General features: G+C 68.6%; 17 protein-coding genes and 1 pseudogene. 12 read left to right on the top strand and 6 right to left on the bottom strand.

From position 1 onward, the window contains the following. The first annotated feature begins 26 nt into the window (after positions 1-26). Positions 27-1,187 (top strand): annotated as a pseudogene (locus C492_RS03020) (PQQ-dependent sugar dehydrogenase). A 30-nt stretch (positions 1,188-1,217) separates the two neighbouring features. Here C492_RS03020 and C492_RS03015 read toward each other — a convergent pair. Continuing rightward, positions 1,218-2,477 (bottom strand): magnesium transporter, encoded by a 1,260-nt coding sequence (locus tag C492_RS03015; protein WP_008420389.1) that lies wholly within the window; start codon positions 2,475-2,477, stop codon positions 1,218-1,220. Between the two features lie 39 nt (positions 2,478-2,516). Beyond that, the gene (locus tag C492_RS03010; protein WP_008420388.1) at positions 2,517-4,046 is read right to left on the bottom strand and encodes a stage II sporulation protein M; all 1,530 of its coding nucleotides are present in this window, start codon (positions 4,044-4,046) and stop codon (positions 2,517-2,519) included. A gap of 194 nt (positions 4,047-4,240) precedes the next feature. Between C492_RS03010 and C492_RS03005 the strand changes: the two genes are divergently transcribed. Then, a complete protein-coding gene (locus tag C492_RS03005; protein WP_008420387.1) occupies positions 4,241-5,383 on the top strand; it encodes an MBL fold metallo-hydrolase in 1,143 nt (380 codons plus the stop codon). A 10-nt stretch (positions 5,384-5,393) separates the two neighbouring features. On the opposite strand, the gene C492_RS03000 is transcribed toward C492_RS03005, so the two are convergent. Further along, positions 5,394-5,723 carry a nuclear transport factor 2 family protein gene (locus C492_RS03000; RefSeq protein ID WP_008420386.1) on the bottom strand — a complete coding sequence of 110 codons (330 nt, stop codon included), beginning with the start codon at positions 5,721-5,723 and terminating at the stop codon, positions 5,394-5,396. A gap of 90 nt (positions 5,724-5,813) precedes the next feature. On the opposite strand from C492_RS03000, the gene C492_RS02995 reads away from it, so the two are divergent. Continuing rightward, positions 5,814-7,616, top strand: a complete 1,803-nt coding sequence (locus C492_RS02995) for a Rieske (2Fe-2S) protein (protein ID WP_008420385.1) — start codon at positions 5,814-5,816, stop codon at positions 7,614-7,616. A 98-nt stretch (positions 7,617-7,714) separates the two neighbouring features. After that, positions 7,715-8,224, top strand: a complete 510-nt coding sequence (locus tag C492_RS02990) for a DUF367 family protein (protein WP_008420382.1) — start codon at positions 7,715-7,717, stop codon at positions 8,222-8,224. Positions 8,225-8,258: 34 nt separating this feature from the next. On the opposite strand, the gene C492_RS02985 is transcribed toward C492_RS02990, so the two are convergent. After that, the gene (locus C492_RS02985) at positions 8,259-9,164 is read right to left on the bottom strand and encodes a hypothetical protein (RefSeq protein ID WP_008420380.1); all 906 of its coding nucleotides are present in this window, start codon (positions 9,162-9,164) and stop codon (positions 8,259-8,261) included. A gap of 93 nt (positions 9,165-9,257) precedes the next feature. On the opposite strand from C492_RS02985, the gene C492_RS02980 reads away from it, so the two are divergent. Next, positions 9,258-9,407 carry a 50S ribosomal protein L40e gene (locus tag C492_RS02980; RefSeq protein WP_008420379.1) on the top strand — a complete coding sequence of 50 codons (150 nt, stop codon included), beginning with the start codon at positions 9,258-9,260 and terminating at the stop codon, positions 9,405-9,407. A 69-nt stretch (positions 9,408-9,476) separates the two neighbouring features. On the opposite strand, the gene C492_RS02975 is transcribed toward C492_RS02980, so the two are convergent. Further along, positions 9,477-10,091: an MBL fold metallo-hydrolase gene (locus C492_RS02975; RefSeq protein WP_008420376.1), complete on the bottom strand. Its 615-nt coding sequence runs from the start codon at positions 10,089-10,091 to the stop codon at positions 9,477-9,479. Positions 10,092-10,357: 266 nt separating this feature from the next. Between C492_RS02975 and C492_RS02970 the strand changes: the two genes are divergently transcribed. From C492_RS02970 to C492_RS02960, 3 genes are all read left to right on the top strand, one after another. Continuing rightward, entirely contained in the window at positions 10,358-10,534 is a 177-nt protein-coding gene (locus tag C492_RS02970; protein ID WP_008420374.1) for a DUF5786 family protein, read from the top strand. Then, positions 10,531-11,124 (top strand): endonuclease dU, encoded by a 594-nt coding sequence (locus tag C492_RS02965; protein ID WP_008420372.1) that lies wholly within the window; start codon positions 10,531-10,533, stop codon positions 11,122-11,124. Before C492_RS02970 ends, C492_RS02965 begins: the two co-directional genes overlap by 4 nt. Before the next feature lie 65 nt (positions 11,125-11,189). Further along, positions 11,190-11,786, top strand: coding sequence for a uracil-DNA glycosylase (locus tag C492_RS02960; RefSeq protein ID WP_008420370.1), 597 nt, complete (start codon positions 11,190-11,192; stop codon positions 11,784-11,786). 316 nt (positions 11,787-12,102) lie between these two features. On the opposite strand, the gene C492_RS02955 is transcribed toward C492_RS02960, so the two are convergent. Then, positions 12,103-12,459 carry a nuclear transport factor 2 family protein gene (locus tag C492_RS02955; protein WP_008420368.1) on the bottom strand — a complete coding sequence of 119 codons (357 nt, stop codon included), beginning with the start codon at positions 12,457-12,459 and terminating at the stop codon, positions 12,103-12,105. A 158-nt stretch (positions 12,460-12,617) separates the two neighbouring features. Between C492_RS02955 and hisH the strand changes: the two genes are divergently transcribed. The 4 genes from hisH to C492_RS02935 all read left to right on the top strand — a co-directional run bounded on the left by hisH (position 12,618) and on the right by C492_RS02935 (position 18,575). Beyond that, positions 12,618-13,280: an imidazole glycerol phosphate synthase subunit HisH gene (gene hisH, locus C492_RS02950; protein ID WP_008420364.1), complete on the top strand. Its 663-nt coding sequence runs from the start codon at positions 12,618-12,620 to the stop codon at positions 13,278-13,280. A gap of 68 nt (positions 13,281-13,348) precedes the next feature. Next, a complete protein-coding gene (locus tag C492_RS02945) occupies positions 13,349-14,182 on the top strand; it encodes a hypothetical protein (RefSeq protein WP_008420362.1) in 834 nt (277 codons plus the stop codon). A gap of 1,181 nt (positions 14,183-15,363) precedes the next feature. After that, positions 15,364-16,563: a Cdc6/Cdc18 family protein gene (locus tag C492_RS02940; RefSeq protein ID WP_008420361.1), complete on the top strand. Its 1,200-nt coding sequence runs from the start codon at positions 15,364-15,366 to the stop codon at positions 16,561-16,563. Between the two features lie 179 nt (positions 16,564-16,742). After that, complete coding sequence (locus tag C492_RS02935) at positions 16,743-18,575, top strand: multicopper oxidase family protein (RefSeq protein WP_008420359.1); 1,833 nt, start codon at positions 16,743-16,745, stop codon at positions 18,573-18,575. The last annotated feature ends 8 nt before the right edge of the window (positions 18,576-18,583 follow it).

Here is an 18,583-nt window from a genome sequence, read left to right as displayed (position 1 = left end):
TACCCGCCAGGGTCGGAGACCCCCGCGTGAACCGACGCGCGATTCTGGCCGCTGGAGGCGGCGCGCTCGCGGCGACCGTCGCCGGCTGTGCCGACGTGCTCGAGGCGGGCGACGGCGACGACCTCGCGGTCGAGGCGGTCGGCGACGGCTTCGCCCACCCCTGGAGCCTGACGGCCCTCCCGGACGACGGACGGCTGTTCGTAACCGAGCGGGAGGGGTGACTCTCGGTTCTCGATCCGAACGACGGCGACGTCGAGGCCGTCGACGGCGCCCCGGAGGTGTACGCGGAGGGCCAGGGCGGGTTGCTCGACGCCGCCTTCCACCCCGGGTTCCCGGACGAGCCGTGGCTCTATCTGACCTACGCGACGGCCGGCAGCGACGGCGAGTCGACGACGGCCCTCGGCCGCGGCGAGCTCGACCTCGAGGCGGGACGCCTCGAGGGGTTCGAGGAGCTCTACGCCGTCGAGCCGTTCGTCGACTCGGACGGCCACTTCGGCTCCCGGGTCGTCTTCGGCGAGGACGGCGCGGTTTACGTCACCGTCGGCGACCGCCAGTCCAAGGCGTTCGGCCCCGACCACGTCGCCCAGGACAGGACCACCGGGCTCGGATCGACGCTGCGGCTCGAGCCGGACGGCTCGGTCCCCGACGACAACCCGTTCGCGGACGACAGCGGCGTCGAGGGCGCGATCTTCAGCTACGGGCACCGCAACGCCCAGGGGATGACGGTCCACCCCGAGACGGGCGCGATCTGGCAGTCCGAGCACGGCGAGGAAGACGGCGACGAGATCAACGTCGTCGAGGCCGGGGGAAACTACGGCTGGCCCGTCGCGGGCTACGGCTGTCGGTACGGGACCGACGACCCCGTCGGCGAGGAGTCCCACGAGCGCGACGACGTCGTCGACCCGGTCTACCACTGGGAGTGTGGCTCCGGGGGGTTCCCGCCCGCGGGGATGACCTTTTACGACGGCGACAGCGAGGAGTGGGCCGGCGATCTGTTCGTCGGTAACCTCGCCGGGGGGTACCTGGGTCGGTTCGCCGTCGACGGCACCGACGTCGAGGAGCGCGAGCCGCTGCTCGAGGGGCGGGGGTGGCGGATCCGGGACGTCGAGGTTCACCCCGGGACGGGCGCGCTGTACGTCGCGATCGACGACGCGGACGCCCCGGTCGTTCGGCTGACCCCCGAGTAGGCGATCGACGGGGTCTCGGCGCGACCGCCCTTACAGCAAGATTGCCCGGGCCAGTCCGAGGAAGACGAAAAACCCCAGCACGTCGGTCGCGGTCGTGATGAAGATCGTCGCGGAGGTGGCCGGGTCGATCCCGAGCCGATCGAGCAGGAGCGGTGTTAGCGCGCCGAAAAAGCCCGCGATCACCAGGTTCGCGACCATCGAGATCCCGATCACGGCGCCGAGGAGGAGCCCGAACTCGGCGAAGGAGAACGCGATCGCGACGACGGCGACGAGCGCGCCCGTGATAAGGCCGTTGACCGCCCCGGCGATCGCCTCGTTGACGACGACGCGTTTCCCGGTGTCGAGCGAGACCTCGTTCAGGGAGATCCCCCGGACGGTGACCGCCATCGCCTGCGTGCCGGCGTTCCCTCCCATTCCGGCGACAACCGGCATGTAGGCGGCGAGGATGGCGACGGCCGCGATCGTCGACTCGAACAGCCCGACGACCGCCGCGGCCATAAACGCCGTTCCGAGGTTGAGAATCAGCCACTTGTACCGTCTCCTGACCTTCTCGCCGGGCCCGTCGAGGACGCTCTCCTCCTCGTCGACCCCGGTGAACTCGTAGAGGGTTTCGCCCCGCGCCTCCTCGAGCAGCGTCAGGAGATCGTCGGCGTGGATCACGCCGAGAACGTCGCCGTCCTCGTCGAGCACGGCGACGGTTCGCTCGCGGTTCCGCCGGAACACGTCGAGCACCTCCTCGTCGTCGCGGTCGTACCGGACGTGGGGCGTCTCCCGAACGTAGTCGTCGATCGACTCGGCCCGCGGATCGGCGACCGAGAGCGCTACACCCGGGAGCTCGCCGAGGAGCCGGTCCTCGTCGGTGACGAAGATCGTCGGTACGCGGCCCGTTCGCTCCTCGAAGCGCCGAACGCGCTCGGTCACCGCGGAGAAGTCGCGATCCCGATCGACGGTGACGTAATCGAGGCTCATCAACCCGGCCGCGCTCTCGGGATCGAACGACAGCAGGAAGTCGATCTTCTCGCGGCGTCGGGCGTTCAGCGTCGCGAGCAGCGCCTCGCGGGTCTCCCCGTCGGCGTACCCCAGAACGTCCGTCACTTCGTCCGGATCGAGTCGGTCGATAAACCGCTCTAGCTGGGTCCGATCCATGTCCGCGACGAGCGTCTCCCGAACCGCCTCCGGGAGCGCGAAGAAGGCGTCCCGCCACTCCCGCCGCGGGAGGTCGGTGAACGGATCGGACGGCTCCGGAGACGTCGCGATCGTCTCCCGGACGTCTCGCAGCTGACTGGCCATAGTCCGAAACGGCAGATGGGCTACTAAGTCGTACCGATCTCAGAGGAACGGCTCGTAGTAGTACGGGCTGACGAACCCCTCAACGAACCCCGCGACGGCGAGCACGATCCCGAGGCCGACGACGACCCAGAACGCCCGCTCGAGCGCGTCGACGACCTCCCGTCGGCTCGCGCGCCCGCGGAGCCTCCGCCAGCCGACGGCCCCGAGCCAGAGCCCGAGCGCGCCGGCGACGAGGATCGCGGGCACCTCGAGGAGCCCGTGAGGGAGGACGAACGCCGCGAGCTCGGCGAGTTCGACCTCGAGCCGGGCGGTGACTCCCATCACTAGCCCGTTGAACGCCAGCGCGACGAACGCCGGGACCGCGAGCGCGAGCCCGCCGAAGGCGGTCGTGTACGCGACCGTCCAGTTGTTTCCGAAGAACTCGACGGCGGCCGTCGGCGGGACGTGACCCTCGAGGCGGGCCGCGATGGAGGTCTCGGTAGTGCCGACCAGCGGCTCGGCCAGCTCCCAGCCGGCCCAGAACGTGCCGACGGCGGCGGCGACGACGAACGCGTGCAACAGCGGCGTCGCTCGGACGAACGCGAGCAGCTCGGCCCAGCCCCGCCGGAGGCCGTCGGCGAAGCGGCTCCGGAACGACCGTTCGGGCGCCGGCGGCGGGGAGAGCCGTCCCGTCGGGCCGCCGTACAGCCCGACTTTCAGCAGGTCCAGAAACGGAAGGGCGACCAGGGCGGTCAGCAGCGCCCCGATCGAGGGGACCTCGAGCACCACGAACACGCTCGTGAGGGCCGACAGCGCGACCGTCGAGCCGACCGCGAGGACGTAGTAGAAGCCGGCCGCGATCGGGTGGCGACGGAGGAAGCCGACGGTCGCCGACAGCGAGCCGACCACGCCCGCGTCGTCGACGACGACGGCGGCGGGGGCGAACGCGAACACGGCTCGGATCGCCGCGAACGCGACCGCGGCCGCGAGCAGGGCGGGAATGGCCACGAGGGCCGCCGCGGCGCCGGTTCCGGTCGCGGCGGCGAGCGCGCCGCCGATCAGCGCGGCGCCGGCGAGCCCGATCGCGCCGACGGCGATCCAGGCGCCGATCTCGAGGAGGTAGAGGCCGACGAACCGGAGCCAGAACCGCTCCGCCCCGGCGAGGCCGACCGCCAGCCCGCGGTCGTCCCGAAGTCGACCGTAACAGGCCGACAGCTGGCCGGCGGAGACGGCCCCGTAGAGCACGACCGCGAGGACGATCGACCCGAGGGCGACGGCCGCCGCGAGCAGCTGCACCTCGAGCGGAAACAGCTGTTCGGCCAGCGGAACGACCTCTTCGGCCCAGGCGTCGAACGCCGCCGGCTCGGCCTCGGGGTCGGGCGGCTCGAGGGCGCCGGGCTCGAGGTCGGCGAGCGCGGCGTCGAGCCGCCCCGAGAGCTCGAGGTAGACGACGGCGACGGCGACCCCCAGAAACGGGAGGACGCGGACGATCGCCGGGATCGCGGCCCCGAGCAGGTAGAAGGGCAGGACGTCGGCCGGCCGGCGTCGCAACGCCGCGACGGCTCCCGCGACCGCATCGGACAGTGTCATGCTCCCGAGTTTTTCGATCAGCGGGATGAACCTATCGCTCCCGCCGCTCGTCGGGGCGCGGCCCCGGATCGCCTCGAGGATTGCGCGAGCCCGTAGCGGCCTCCTCGTCCTCGAGGGGACGGTTCGCGAGGGGACACGGTGGTGCCGACGCGTGCCGTGGGGACGTTTACGTCGATCGCCGACGTACCACGCGCATGGTTACGACCCTCACCGCGGACCGACTCGCCGAACTGCAGGACGGGGACGAGGAGTTCGCGCTCGTGGACACGCGGCCCGAGGACAGCTACGACTCCTGGCACGTCCCGGGCGCGTTGCACTTCCCGTTCGGCCCCGACGAGGAGGTCGACGGCCGCCTCGAGGAGTTCGAGGAGCTGGTCGGCGACACGGAGCGAGTGATCACCATCTGCGCGAAGGGGCTCTCCTCGGGGAACCTGGCGACCCAGCTCGAGTCGGCGACCGACGCCTACGCGGTCGAGACCGTCGACGGCGGGATGAAGGGCTGGAGCGGCGTCTACGACGCGGTCGAGATCGAGGGGACCGGGGACGCCCGGATCGTCCAGGTCCAGCGTCGTGCGAAGGGGTGTCTGGGCTACGTCGTCGGCTGCGGAGAAACCGGTGAGGCCGTCGTCGTCGACCCGACCGCGGACACCGACGAGTTCACGGTCGCCGCCGAGGAGGCCGGGCTCTCGGTCGTCGGGGTGATCGACAGCCACGTCCACGCCGACCACGTCTCAGGGGGCCGCCAGCTCGCCGACGAACTCGAGGTGCCGTACTACCTGAGCGAGCGCGCGACCGAACGCGACGTCGAGTTCGAGTACGACGCCCTCGAGCGCAACGAGGTGCTCGCGGTCGGCGAGCGCGAGCTGAAAGCGATCGCCGCGCCGGGCCACACCAGCGAGATGATCAACGTCCTCGTTGACGACCGGGCGCTGCTGACGGCCGACACCTTGCACGTCGACTCGACGGGTCGGACCGAACTCGAGTTCAGCGAGGACGAGGGCGAGACGGGTGCGCGGATGCTCTACGAGACGCTGCACCGAACGATCCTGGCCGAGCCCGAGAGCGTCGTCGTCCTGCCGGGACACGTCACCGTCACGGCCGACGGCGAGTTCGCCCACGGTGCGCCCGGCGAGGAGATCTCGACGACGGTCCGGGCGGCGCGTACGGGGATCGACGCCCTCGAGCTCGACGAGGAGGCGTTCGTCGACCGGTTGGCCGACGCCGGCGAGAAGCCCGCGAACTTCGAGGAGATCATCGAGCGCAACCGCGGGGCGCTCGAGCTCGCGCCCGAAGATCGGGTCGAACTCGAGATGGGGCCGAACAACTGCTCGGCCTGAGTGTGCCCCGTCAGCGACTGTAGGTCTCGAGGCGGGTGATCGCGCCCGCCTCGATCCGGAAGAAGTCGGCGAACGCGAACAGCGCCGACCCCGTCTCCTCGTCGACCACGCGTCCCCGAACCGCGACGCTCCCGCCGTCGGCGAGGACGTCCTCGAGTTCGTGGCGCGTCGCCTCGTTCGGGCGGTCCTCGCGCATGAACCGCACGAACGACTCGCGGCCCTCGAAGCGGCGGTCGGGGCGTTGCTGGACGAACGCGGGCGCCAGGACCTCCTCGAGGGCGTCGTACTCGCGGGCGTCGAGCGACTCGTAGTAACGGTCGACGAGGGCGACGGCGTCCATACCAACGGGTCTCGGCGGCAGGGCCAAAAGTACCGTCCTCTGGGACCGCTAGCGCGAACCCTTACGTCCGTGGTCCGCGATACCACGCCTATGGCGACGACCGACGACTTCCGGACGGCCGTCTCGCTCGAGGAGTTGCGGGAGCGGGGGCGCGCGCAGGTCAGCGTCGACGGCACCCCGCTGGCGCTGTTTCACCACGAGGGCGAGGTTCGGGCCGTCGACAACCGCTGTCCCCACATGGGGTTTCCCCTCTCGGAGGGGACCGTCGACGACGGCGTCCTCACCTGTCACTGGCACCACGCGCGGTTCGAACTCGCCTGCGGGGACACGTTCGATCCGTGGGCCGACGACGTACAGACCTACCCCGTCGAGGTTCGGGGCGGCGAGGTCTACGTCGATCCCGATCCCGAGCGCGAGCGCCCGCCCGCCGAGCACTGGGAGAGCCGCCTCGAGACCGGGCTCGAGGAGAACCTCGGGCTCGTCCTGGCGAAGGCGACGATCGGGCTGCTCGAGGCCGGCGTCGACTACCGCGAGCCGACCGCGACGATCCTCGATTTCGGCACCGACTACCGCGAGGGCGGCTGGGGATCGGGGCTGACGATCCTGGGCTGTCTGGCGAACGCGATCGACGACCTCGCACCCGAGGACCGCAAGCGGGCGCTGTACACCGCGGCCCGTCGCGTCGCCGCCGACTGCGCCGGCGAACCGCCCAACTTCGACCAGCCCTCCCTCTCGACCCGCGAGGTTCCGTTCGACAGGCTGAAACGCTGGTTCCGCGACTGCGTCGAGGTGCGGGACGCCGACGGCGCGGAGCGGTGCCTGCGAACCGCCGTCGCGGCCGACCGATCCGAGAGCGAGCTCGCCGAGCTGGTCTTCGCCGCGGCGACCGACCACCCCTACCTCTCGACGGGCCACGTGCTGGACTTCGCGAACACGGCCTTCGAGAGCCTCGAGCACGCCGGTCCGGAGCACGCCGACGACGCGATCGCGGCGCTCGTCGAACCCCTGGTGACGGCCGACAGAAGCGACGAACGGTCGTCGTGGCGCCGACCCGTCGACCTCGTCGTCCTGCTCGAGGACGTCTACGGCGGCGACGTCGCCGCGACGGAGGGACTCGAGGCGCTGGTCGCCGAGGGCGAGGGGAGCAGCTGGTCGGTTCCGGAGGGGTTCCGGGAGACGCTGCTCGCGGACGACCCCGAGGCGATCGTCGACGCGCTCGCGGACGCCGTTCGGGAGGGGGCGACGAGCGAGGCCCTCGCGAGCGAGGTCGTCCACGCGGCCGCGACGCGGATCGCGCAGTTCGGTACGGCCAACGAGTTCTCCGACTGGAACACGGTCCACCACACGTTCACCTACGCGAACGCGGTCCACGGGGCGTCCCGCCGGACCGACGCCGTCGAACTCTATCGGGGCGTCTTCGACGCCGCGATCAGCGTCTACCTCGATCGTTTCCTCAACACGCCGCCAGCGCCGATCCCGGAGCCGGGCGCAAACGACACCGGTCGGGATCCAGAGGGCGTTCTCGAGGACCTGCTCGAGACGTTCGACGTCGAGGGCGAGGTCGACGAGGCGGGGCGGCTCGTCGGCGAGTTCCTCGACTGCGGGGGCGATCCCGGGGAGCTGAAGCGAACCCTCGGCCACGCCTTGCTGCGCGAGGACGCTGGCTTCCACGCGATCCAGAACTTCGAGGCCGCGGTCCGGCAATTCGACCTCGCCGACGGGCACCCGGACGGCGAGCACACCGGACGCGTCGACCGCGAGTCCCGCCGCCGAACACCGATGATCGCGACGGCGCGGTACATGGCCGCGCACTTCCCGACCAGACGCGAGGCCGAGCAGACGTTTACGATCGCCGCGCGGCTGAACCGCGGGGAGGCGATCCACGAGGGCTAACCGTACCCCCGCGACGGACCGACCGCGCCGGGACGCCGAGCCGCGGATTCGAGGGACCGACCCGCTTTTCTCGTCGGCGCCCCTACCTCGCGTCGACCGTGGACTGTCACGTCTACTACGAGGGCGACGACGACCCAGAGAAATGCACCGCCCGCCGGCTCGAGCAGTTCGACGAGGCGACGCTCTACCGAAATATGCGGCAGGTGCCCTACGGCGTCGTCCTCAACCCCCACGCCGATCGGGCGCTCTCGCCGGCCGACGCCGACGAGGCGCTGGGGACGCTGGTCGCGCTGGACTGCTCCTGGGAGTCCGCCGAGGAGGCCGCCTTTCGGATGAACGGCGTCCACCGGGCGCTGCCCTTTCTGGTGGCCGCGAACCCGGTCAACTACGGCCGTCCGTTCCGGCTGACCACCGTCGAGGCGCTGGCGGCCGCTTGCTGTATCCTCGGCGACCGCGAGCGGGCCGAGGCGCTGCTCGAGCCGTTCCGCTGGGGCGAGACCTTCCTGGCGCTCAACGAGGAGCCGTTGCGACGGTACGGCGACTGCGCCGACTCGAGCGAGGTCGTCGCGGTCCAGGACGACTACCTGGCCGACGAGGAGTCGGCGTAGCCGCGGGCGCAGGCGTTCCCGGCCGTCACCGGAGCTACTCCCCGGAGCGCGCTCGCTGCCGGCGCGCCAGCCACGACTCGTAGCAGGCGTACCAGAGCGTGAGTGCGCCGAAGAAGACCAGCGTCGAGAGGAAAGCGAGCGCTCGATCGGAGCCCGGGGTAGAGGCGGCGTAGCCGAGGTAGCCGACCGCGGCCGCGACCGCGAAGAACTTGAGGGAGACGACCGCGAGCACGAGTCGCATCGGTCGGGTCGTGCTCGGCGCCTTCGGCTCGGCGGTCGGCGACGCGCGGACGCCGTCCTCGAGCGCGCGCTCGAAGGCCAAGCGGTGACGTTCGGGGACCGAGACGAGGACGGGCTTCGCGCCGACGCGCCGGCAGACGTACAGTCCGAGCGCGCCGAGGGGCACTCTGCGGGCGCTCGCGACGTTCGCGAGATCGACGCTCGTCTCGGCCGCGCTCCCGACCCGTCGATCGTTTCGTACCACGACCCGGCGCGCCTCCGGATCGAACTCGACTCCCGTCTCGGCCGCGCTCGAGACGAGCGCCAGCGCCGGCGTTCCGACGAAGACGAGCAACACGGTCCCCCGCGGCGAGAGGCTGCCCGCGACGCCGACCCCCGCGACGCCGAGGGCGATCGCGACCACGAGCCCGCGTCGGGTGAGGCGATCCGTCAGGAACAGTTTATCCGTCCACTTCGAGAGGCCGTCGCGGCGGGCGAGCAACGCCAGGGTGACGACCGAGACGGGACCGCCGACGAGCGTCGCGAACAGCGCGAGGGCGACGGGGGAACCGACGAGCGCCTGGCCGACGGTCAGCAGGACGGCGAATCCGACGATCCACGCGGCGAATCCGCCGTAGAGACCGTACGGAGCGTACAGGAGGACCGTCCGGAGCGGCGTCTCCTGGGGGAGTGCCGACCACTCGCGGACGGACCGGGACATGGTTCTCGATTCGTGTCGGCGAGTGATAATCATTCGCCCCGAGACGGGTTCGCGACCACAGCGGTTATATGCACAACGGGCCAACGGAGCGACATGCCAAGCTTCGACGCCGCCGAAGAACGGATGCTCCAGAAGATGATCTGTATGCGCTGTAACGCCCGTAACGCGCGCGACGCCGACAGCTGCCGCAAGTGCGGCTACAAGAACCTCCGCCCGAAGGCGACCGAGCCCCGAGCGGCGTAACGGTTCGTTCCCGTCGGGTCGCGGTTCGGCCCGCCGTTTCTCCCTGCAATCGACGGCCTCGAGCGGGCGCTACTCGTCGGGGTACTTCGGCTCCCGCTTCTCCGCGCGCTCGAGCGCCCGCTCGACGACATCTCGGACATTCCCGTGGAAGACGCCGCCGTGGCCCGAGTACATGTGCTCGACCCCGTCGGGCATGCGCTCGAGCAGGTCCTCGATGCTCTCGATGAGCCGTTCCCGGGACTGGCCCGCCATGTCGGTTCGGCCGAAGCTCCCGTAGTCGAAGGCGCCGTCGTCGTGGACGACGACGTCCCCCGAGAACAGCGTCGATCCGGAGACGAACGAGACGTGATCGTCGGCGTGGCCGGGCGTGTAGACGACCTCGAACTCCTCGTCGCCGATCCGGACCGCATCGCCGTCCGCGATCGGCGTCGTGCGCTCCGGGTGGTGGTCGTAGGCGTACACGTCTTCGGGATCGAAGGCCTCGCAGACGGCCTCGAGCTGTTCGACGTGGTCGCCGTGCTGGTGGGTCATCGCGACGGCGTCGACCTCGTCGACGCGGTTGCGGATCTCGTCGACGACGCCGTCCCACGAGCCCGCGTCGACCAGCGTCGGTCGATCGCCCTCGACGAGGTAGGCGTTGCAGGTGAACGTCTCCGCGTCCTCGGTGACGTGGTGAACCTCCATACAGGGTGGGTCGTGGGCCGGCGGCAAAACGGTACTGCCGGAGGCGCCCTCGCCGTCCTCGCGTGGTCGCCGACGCCGATCGGACGGCGGTTATAAACGCACCTACAGGTTCCGCCGCCGCGTTAGCGAAATACGGGTATCGGGTGTGGACCGCAGTTTTTCCGCCGAGCGATCGATTCCCGAACCGGACGGACACCTGATATTTAAGGAGGTTAAATGTGGCCCACCACGAAACTTTTCAAGGTCACTCCCGAAGTAGACACCGTATGGGATTCGGGAGCTACGACGAATCCGAACAGCAGGAGGTCGACGCCGATTTCGACGACGACGAGGCCGTCCAGTCGGAACAGAACCATCACCACGGCTCGATCGAGTTCGAGAACGGCGCCTCGAGCGACGAACTGCTCGATCGGCTCCAGGAGATCAAGGACGACCCCGAATGAAGCCCGGGGCGCGGGCGCTCGGTATCGCCGAGTCGTTCCGCGGGAGGACGGACGCTCCGGACGAAACGCGTCGGAGCACGGTCGCCGGCGCGGTCGTCCGCGCCGACCGCGTCGTCGACGGACTGGGATACCGACGGTGTACCGTCGGTGGCACCGACGCGACCGACGCCGTCTCCGAACTGATCGACGACGTCGGTCGACCCGACGTTCGGTACGTTCTGATCGGGGCCACCGCGCCCGCGTGGTTCAACGTTCTCGATTTTTCGGCGATCGAACGCGGAAGCGAACAGCCGGTAGTGTCGGTGACGTTCGAGGACAGCGAGGGTCTCGAGGCCGGCCTCGAGGACGCCTTCTCCGGCGCCGAACTCGAGGCCCGCCTCGAGCTGTACCGTCGGCTTCCGGAGCGCCGACCCGTATCGGTCAACGACGAGACGGTCTACGTCCGCAGCGTCGGGCTCGAGCCGGGCGAGGCGGCCGACGTCGTCCGCGGGTTCACCCCCGAGGGCGGCCGTCCGGAGCCGATTCGGGTCGCCCGGCAGGCCGCGCGGGCGGCCGATTCGTACGCCGAATCGCTCGTCCGCGCGGAGTGAGATTCCTCGAGGGACCGGCAGACGCGACCCGAAAGACGTAGTAGGCCGCCGTCTGAGCCACCGCCATGGGAACGATGGAGGACCTCCGCGTGACCCAGTGCACGCGGTGTCCGAAGCTGGTCGAGTCGCGGAGTCAAATCGTCAACGGCACCGGACCCGAGGACGCCGACGTGCTGTTCGTCGGCGAGGGCCCCGGGGCCAACGAGGACGAGCGGGGCGAGCCGTTCGTCGGCCGGAGCGGTTCGGTGCTGGACGACCAGCTTCGGACGGTCGGTCTGGACCGGGAGACGGTTCGGATCACCAACTGCGTGCGCTGTCGCCCGCCGGAGAACCGCGACCCGACGACGGAGGAACTCGAGAACTGTCGGGGGTACCTCGAGACCGAGATCGATCGACTCGATCCCGACGTGATCGTCACCCTCGGGAAGGTGCCCACCGAACACCTGCTGGGCCGATCGGCGTCGGTAACCAAGGAGGCCGGCTCCGTCGAGGAGGTCCGCATCGAGGGGACGCCGCGCCGACTGCTGATCTGTGTCCACCCCGCGGCGACGCTGTACGACCGCAGCCAGGAGGAGACGTTTGCGGACGCGCTCGAGCGCGCCGCGGAGCTCGCGGACGCCGACGGGTCGGAGGGCGGTCAGACGCGTCTCGACGGCTTCTGAGAGCTCGTTCCGCTTCAGTCGTCGACAGTGGTCGCGTATTGATCGGGCTACGCTGCGGTGGCGCGCGTTGGACGATAGCGAGCGAACGGCGAGCTATCGGCCGAACTGTGCGAGGTCTTCGTGAACAGCGTGAACGAAGGCTTGTCAGAGCGTGCTCTGAAAGTGGATGAGTGAGGAAGCCCTGCGACCGAACGAATCGGCTGGGGAGGGCGTGGAAACTCCCCGTTGTCAGCCCGGGCAGAACGCTCGGTTCAGTTTCGGTTCTTCGGTAACACGTTCCAGTGCCGGTTTTCCGACATCACGTTCGCTTCCGCCGCTACACCTCGTCGCGATCGGTAAACGAGTAGCGCCGCGCGATCTTCCCGTCTTCGAACTCGTGGAAGTCCGCGAAGGCGAAGGCGACGTCCTCGCCGCCCTGTCGGCCGGAGAACGTCCCCCGTACGGCGACCGTCTCGTCCTCGACGACGAGGTCGGCGACCTCGTGGCTACCCTCCTCGAGCGGCCGCCCCTCGAGGTAGAACTCCCGGAGGTCCTCGCGGCCCTCGATCGCGCCCTGGCCCGGGCGCTCGTAGCGGACGTCCTCGGCGAACAGGTCGACGAGGTCGTCGTAGCGTTCGTCGTCGACGGCGTCGTAGTAGTCTCGTACCACGGTTTCCGGATCTGTTTCGACCATACGGGAAGCTACGAACGGTGCGGGTAGTAACTCCTGGGTTCGCGCGCGCGCGGCGCTTCCGACGCGACTCGGTTCGGTGGCGCCTCGGGCGTCGGACCGTGAGTCGGGATGCTGCGGCAATGGCAATGCACTTCTTTCCGCCCCACCGAGGTCGGGACATGAGCACCGTCACGTCCGATCGGCAGCAGTCGCTCGCCGACGTCGTGGTCGTCGACTACGGCCTCGGCAACCTCCGCAGCGTCACCCGCGGGCTCGAGCGCGCGGGCGCCGGCGTCGAGATCACCGACGACCCCGAGGCGTTCGCCGACGCCGACGGCGTCGTCCTTCCCGGCGTGGGCGCGTTCCGCGAGGGGATCGAGAACGCCGACCCGCTCCGGGAGGACTTACTCGAGGTCGCCGACGCCGGCACGCCGCTGTTCGGGATCTGTCTGGGCATGCAGATGCTGCTGACGACCAGCGAGGAGGGGGCAAACGAGGGCGAGTCCGCGGTCCAAGGACTCGACCTGATCCCTGGAACGAACGTTCGCTTCGCCGAAGGTCAGAAGGTCCCCCACATGGGCTGGAACGAGCTGTCGGTCGAGCGCGATCACCCGCTCGTGGAGGGGGTAGACGGACGCTACGCCTACTTCGTCCACTCCTACTACGCCGTGCCCGACGACGAGGACGCGACGGTGGCGACGACCGATTACGAACGGGAGTTCCCCGCGATCGTCGCCAACGAGGCCGGCAACGTCTTCGGAACCCAGTTCCACCCCGAGAAAAGCGGCGAGACGGGACTGGAAATTCTGCGGAACTTCGTCGAGATCTGTCGCGACGAGTAGCGATCGACCGCGGAGCGGTCGGCTCGTCCGAGGAACGTTTTAAGACCGTTCGCCGGGCACTGCGAGCCATGTACGCCATCCTCACCGACGATCGCGGGCTGGCGCGATCGGACGTCGGCGATCGCAGCTACTTCTTCACGGAGTCCGTCGAGGGGAATCGGCGGGAACCGCTCGAGGGGACGATCAGCTCCGTCGCTTGCTGGGGCGACACGGCGACGGTCCGGGACGAGCCCGAACGGGCGGCCGTCGACGCCGACGGGACGCGCGCCACGCCCGACGCCGAGGGCCACCACTGGGGGACCGTCTGTCCGACCGATCCCGACTATCGGGAGGGACTGCTCGAGCGGATCGGAGAGATCGAAGGCGACGTACGACTCACCACGATCGGCTTCCCCGGGGCGGAGTTCTGTCGCTGCGAGCGCTGCGACTCGCGGTTCGAAGCGAGCGAGTACGACGAGCGCGACGCGTGGCGGGCCGCCGTTCTCACGGCCTTTGTCGCGGCGGTCGCAAGGCGGGTCGACGGCGACCTGGTCGCGACGCTGTACCCCGACCCGTATCCCGGGAACCTCAGATCGCGCGCGGGACTCGACCCGGAGGCGCTCGCGGCTCACGTCGACGGCGTCCTCGTACCGCTCTGTGACCCCGGCTACGGGACGAGCTACTGGGTCGAGTCGCTGGCCCGCGGGTTCGCCCGTCGTTTCGCGGACCTCGAGGTCTCGCTCTCGATCCAGCTCTCGGGAGCCGAGATCGACCCCGAACGGCTCGTCGACGTCACCCGTCGGGTCCGGCCCCACGCGGACGAGATCGTTTACGGCACGCACCCCGAAGACGTCGAGACGGTTCGCGAGACGGTCGATCGACTTCGAGAGCGCGACGCCTTCGCTCCCGTACGCGAGGGGTAATTTGGCGATCGTTCGGAAACTCCGAAATCGGGTTCCGGTTTCGAACGTGTCCTCCAGTGAAAGCGGAGGGATGGAATTCAGGAGAGACACACCCCGCGGTGCCGCTGTATAGCGTCCGGAGGGGAGAGGTCGAAGGGACTCGGACGGTCGGTTTGCGACAGGGACTCGGTTCTCGGAGAAGGTTCCGCCCGTTTCGACACTACCAGGCGGTTCAACCGGACCACTACCAGGCGGTTCAACCAGACCACTACCAGGCGGTTCAACCAGACCACTACCAGGCGGTTCAACCAGACCACTACCAGGGGATACAGCCGGACCACGCTGTGGCATCCGTCAGATCATGCGCGGAGCAGGCACAATACTATGGAGTCGGATTCTCTGTAACCAGCGGGAATCACTACTACTAAATACCACTATCGAGTTACAGTCCATTAGCTGTATCGAACGGAGTTCGATAGAGCCCATCGAACGGCGATCGGTTCCGGTCGAAACCGACGTCTCGAGACCCGCCTCGTTCCCTCGGGTCCCGCCTGCTCGTACCCGACTTCCCGTCGTTCGGTTGGCCTCCTCTCCTGGCGTACGTTCCCGCCACTGGCGTCTGTGCCTTCCGTCTTCCGGTCCTCCGTCTCGTCGCGTTCCCGACCACCTCCCCTCTCGTCTACCTATCGTTTCGACTCCCATCCACCGTTTCGACTCCCCCACCCCTCCCATCCGTTACAGCGGCACCGCGGGGTGTGTGTGTATCTATACAGCGGCATCGAGGGGTGAGAATCGGGGATATCAGGCACCGTACCGGGAGGAACTACCTTATACAGAAGAACTCCGGTATCTCGTCCCCTCCCAACGCCGTCGGAGACGTTTCCCCTCAGCCGACTCCGTTCACCGATACAGCGGCACCGCGGGGTGTCCACCATCCCGCCGTACCCAGCGCCGATCCGCCGCGAGAGTCCGTACTCATACAGCGGCACTGCGGGGTGTCCCCCTCGAGCAGTTCTCGGTCGACCGACCGCGGGAGACACACTCATACAGCGGCACTCCGGAGTCCCCGAAGGCCTATACAGCGGCATCGAGGGGTGTCGTTCCCGTTTCTCAGAACCCGACGCAACGAAACCGGGGGAGATACAGCGGCAATCCGGTTCCGAACGTTTACAAGCCGGCTCCCCGATAGTCGGGGTAGCTGAATGTCGGATTCGATGGACTACTTCGGCAGCGAAACCGAGATCTTCCGGAACAAGGAGCTGCTGCAGGTGTCACACCTCCCGGACGGCGACCGCATCATCGGTCGCGAGGACGAGCTGACGAACCTCGCGAACGCGATCAAACCGGCCACGCGGGGAAACACGCCGAACAACGTCCTCGTCTACGGGAAGACCGGGACCGGAAAGTCGCTGTGCTCGAAGTTCATTACGAACCAGGCGATCGACCGCGCCAAGGGCAACGACGTCTCGATCGGGGTCGCCTACGTCGACTGTCTTCAGGAATCGACCGAGACCCAGGCCGTCCAGTCGACGGCCCACCAGCTCAACGACCAGCCCGAGACGGGGATCTCGATCCCCCACTCGGGGCTGAGCACCTCCGAGTACTACCGTCGGCTCTGGCGGATCGTCGACACCCGGTACGACGTCGCGCTGATCATCTTAGACGAGGTCGACAAGATCGAGGACGACGACATCCTGATGCAGCTCTCGCGGGCGGTCGAGTCCGGCAAGCTCACCGACAGCACCGTCGGCGTCATCGGTATCTCGAACAAGGTCCGGTACAAGGACTCGCTGGACGAGCGGATCAAATCGAGCCTCTGCGAACGCGAGTACGTCTTCTCGCCGTACGACGCCTCCCAGATCCGCGAGATCCTGCGCTCGCGATCCGACGCCTTCCACGACGGCGTCCTCGAGGACGGCGTCGTCCCTCGCGTCGCCGCCCTCGCGGCACGCGAGCACGGCGACGCGCGCAAGGCGATCGACATCCTCCGATTCGCCGGCGAGATCGCCGAGGAGGACGACCTGGAGACGGTTACCGAGGCCTGCGTCGACCACGCTCACGAACGCGAGGAGACCAGCCGGCTGGCCGAACTCATCTCGAAGAGCCCGAGCCACGCGAAGCTCGTCCTCGAGGCGATGGCGCTTTTGACCCAACAGAAGGAGGGAACCGACGTGCCCGTAACGACCAACGAGGCCTACGACCTCTACAAGCGCCTCTGCGATCGGGACCGCTCGGAGCACCTGAAGCTCCGTCGAGTTCGAGACATCCTCTCGGAGCTCGAGTTCCTCTCGATCATCGAACAGGAGCGCAAGTGGGCCGGAAAGGGAAAGGGCAACTACATGGAGAACCGGTTGATCGACGACCCGGAGGTCATCATCGCGGCCTGTAACGAGTCCGACTAGGCGGTCGTCCGAAAGCCGGAGAGCGCGCCGTCGTTCGAGCGTCGGACCGTCCGCGGAGACGGGAACGAACGGAGGGTTTTTCCCCGCTCGATCGCCTAGATCGGAGGATAGACCGTTCGCCTCCCATCAGGTAGGAACCAGGTGTACCCGGTATTTGTAGGGCTTTCTTACCGACGAGTATGAGCGAACGACTCTCGGTAACCGAAACGGGTCTCTCGCGTCGCAAAATGCTTCTGGCTACCGGAGCCACGGGTCTCTCGGCCTTCGCGGGATGTTCGACCGGCGGGACGCCGTCGGATACCGAATCGGAACCGACGGAATCGACCGAGGCGACGACCGTCGCTGCCCACTCGTCGCCGGACCTCGAGAAGTGGATCGACGAGGTTCCACGGCCGGGCGTCGCGGAGCCCGCCGGAACGAAAGACGGCCACCCCTACTACGAGATCGAGATGAGCGAGGTCGAACAGAAGCTCCACAGCGATCTGCCCGAGACGACCGTCTGGGGGTACGGCGGCCAGTTCCCCGGGCCGACGATCGAGGCCGAACGGGGCGAACCCGTCTCCGTTCGCTGGCAGAACGACCTGCCCGACGAGCACTTCCTGCCCGTCGACACGACGGTCCACGGCGACATGATCCCGTACGATACCACCGGCGTACGGACCGTGACCCACCTCCACGGGGGTAACGTCGAGTCCGAGAGCGACGGCCACGCGGGGGCGTGGTTCACGTCCGACTTCGAGGAGACGGGCCCCGAGTTCGAAAAGAAGGACTACTACTACGCCAACGAGCAGCCGTCGGCGACGCTGTGGTACCACGACCACGCGGTCGGCATCACGCGACTCAACGTCTACGCCGGACTCGCGGGCTTTTATCTCCTCCGGAGCGACCACGAGCGCAGCCTCGGGTTGCCCGACGACGAGAACGAGATCCCGCTCGTTCTGCAGGATCGGAGCTTCAACGAGGACGGATCGCTGTTCTACCCGTCGGCCGTCTCCGAGGACCGGGGCGGCGACGACTCACACCCCGATCCGAGCATCGTCCCGGAGTTCTACGGGGACGTCCCCGTGGTCAACGGGAAGGCCTGGCCGCGGCTCTCGGTCGACCCCGAGCGGTACCGCCTGCGTCTACTCAACGGCTCCAACAGCCGGTACTACGACCTCGAGTTGCTCGAGTACGACGAGGCCTCGGGCGAAACCGGCGGCGCCGGTCCGTCGTTCGTCCAGATCGGGAACGACGGTGGGCTCCTCTCGGAACCGGTGACGGTCGACGGCCGTCTCGAGATCGGCGCCGGCCAGCGCGCGGACGTCGTCGTCGACTTCGACGACTACGCGGGCGAGACGTTGCTCCTGTACAACGACGCGCCGTCGCTGTACCGCGGCACGCCCGAGAAAAGCGAGGAGACGAAGCCGCTTCCGGAGATCATGCTCGTCGACGTCGCCGACGAGTCGGACGGCGAGGGCGCCGGGACGGTCCCCGACGCGTTGACGACGGTCCCCGAACTCCCGCTCGAGGACGTCGAGCGCCACCGCCACCTCACCCTCGCGCCGGGGAGCGACGAGTACGGCCGGACGAAACACCTGCTCGGGAACCGGGAACAGTCCGAAGGGTACACGCTCGACGACCCCGTCACCGAGGAACCCGAACTCGGGATGACCGAGATCTGGAGCCTCGCCAACAACACGTCGATGTCCCACCCGATGCACCTCCACCTCGTCCACTTCCAGGTGCTCGGACGGCAGTCGCTCGCCGACTACGACTCCTCCGAGGACGGCGTCGATCCGGACGCCCTCGAGTCGCCCGCCCCCTACGAACTGGGCTGGAACGACGTGGTCTCGGTCGACCCCGCCGAGGTGGTCCACCTGATCGTCCACTTCGGGGAGTACGAGGGCCTGTTCAACGACCAGACGGGCGAGTACATGTGGCACTGCCACATGATCGAGCACGAGGACTACGACATGATGCGTCCCTTCAACGTGCTCCCGAACTCGGAAGGCGAGTCGGACGACGAGTAGCGGCCCTC

This window comes from Natronococcus jeotgali DSM 18795 (assembly GCF_000337695.1).
GTDB classification, from domain to species: Archaea; Halobacteriota; Halobacteria; order Halobacteriales; family Natrialbaceae; genus Natronococcus; species Natronococcus jeotgali.
Note: the sequence above shows the minus strand (reverse complement) of the source record. Positions and strands in the feature narration are given on the sequence as shown.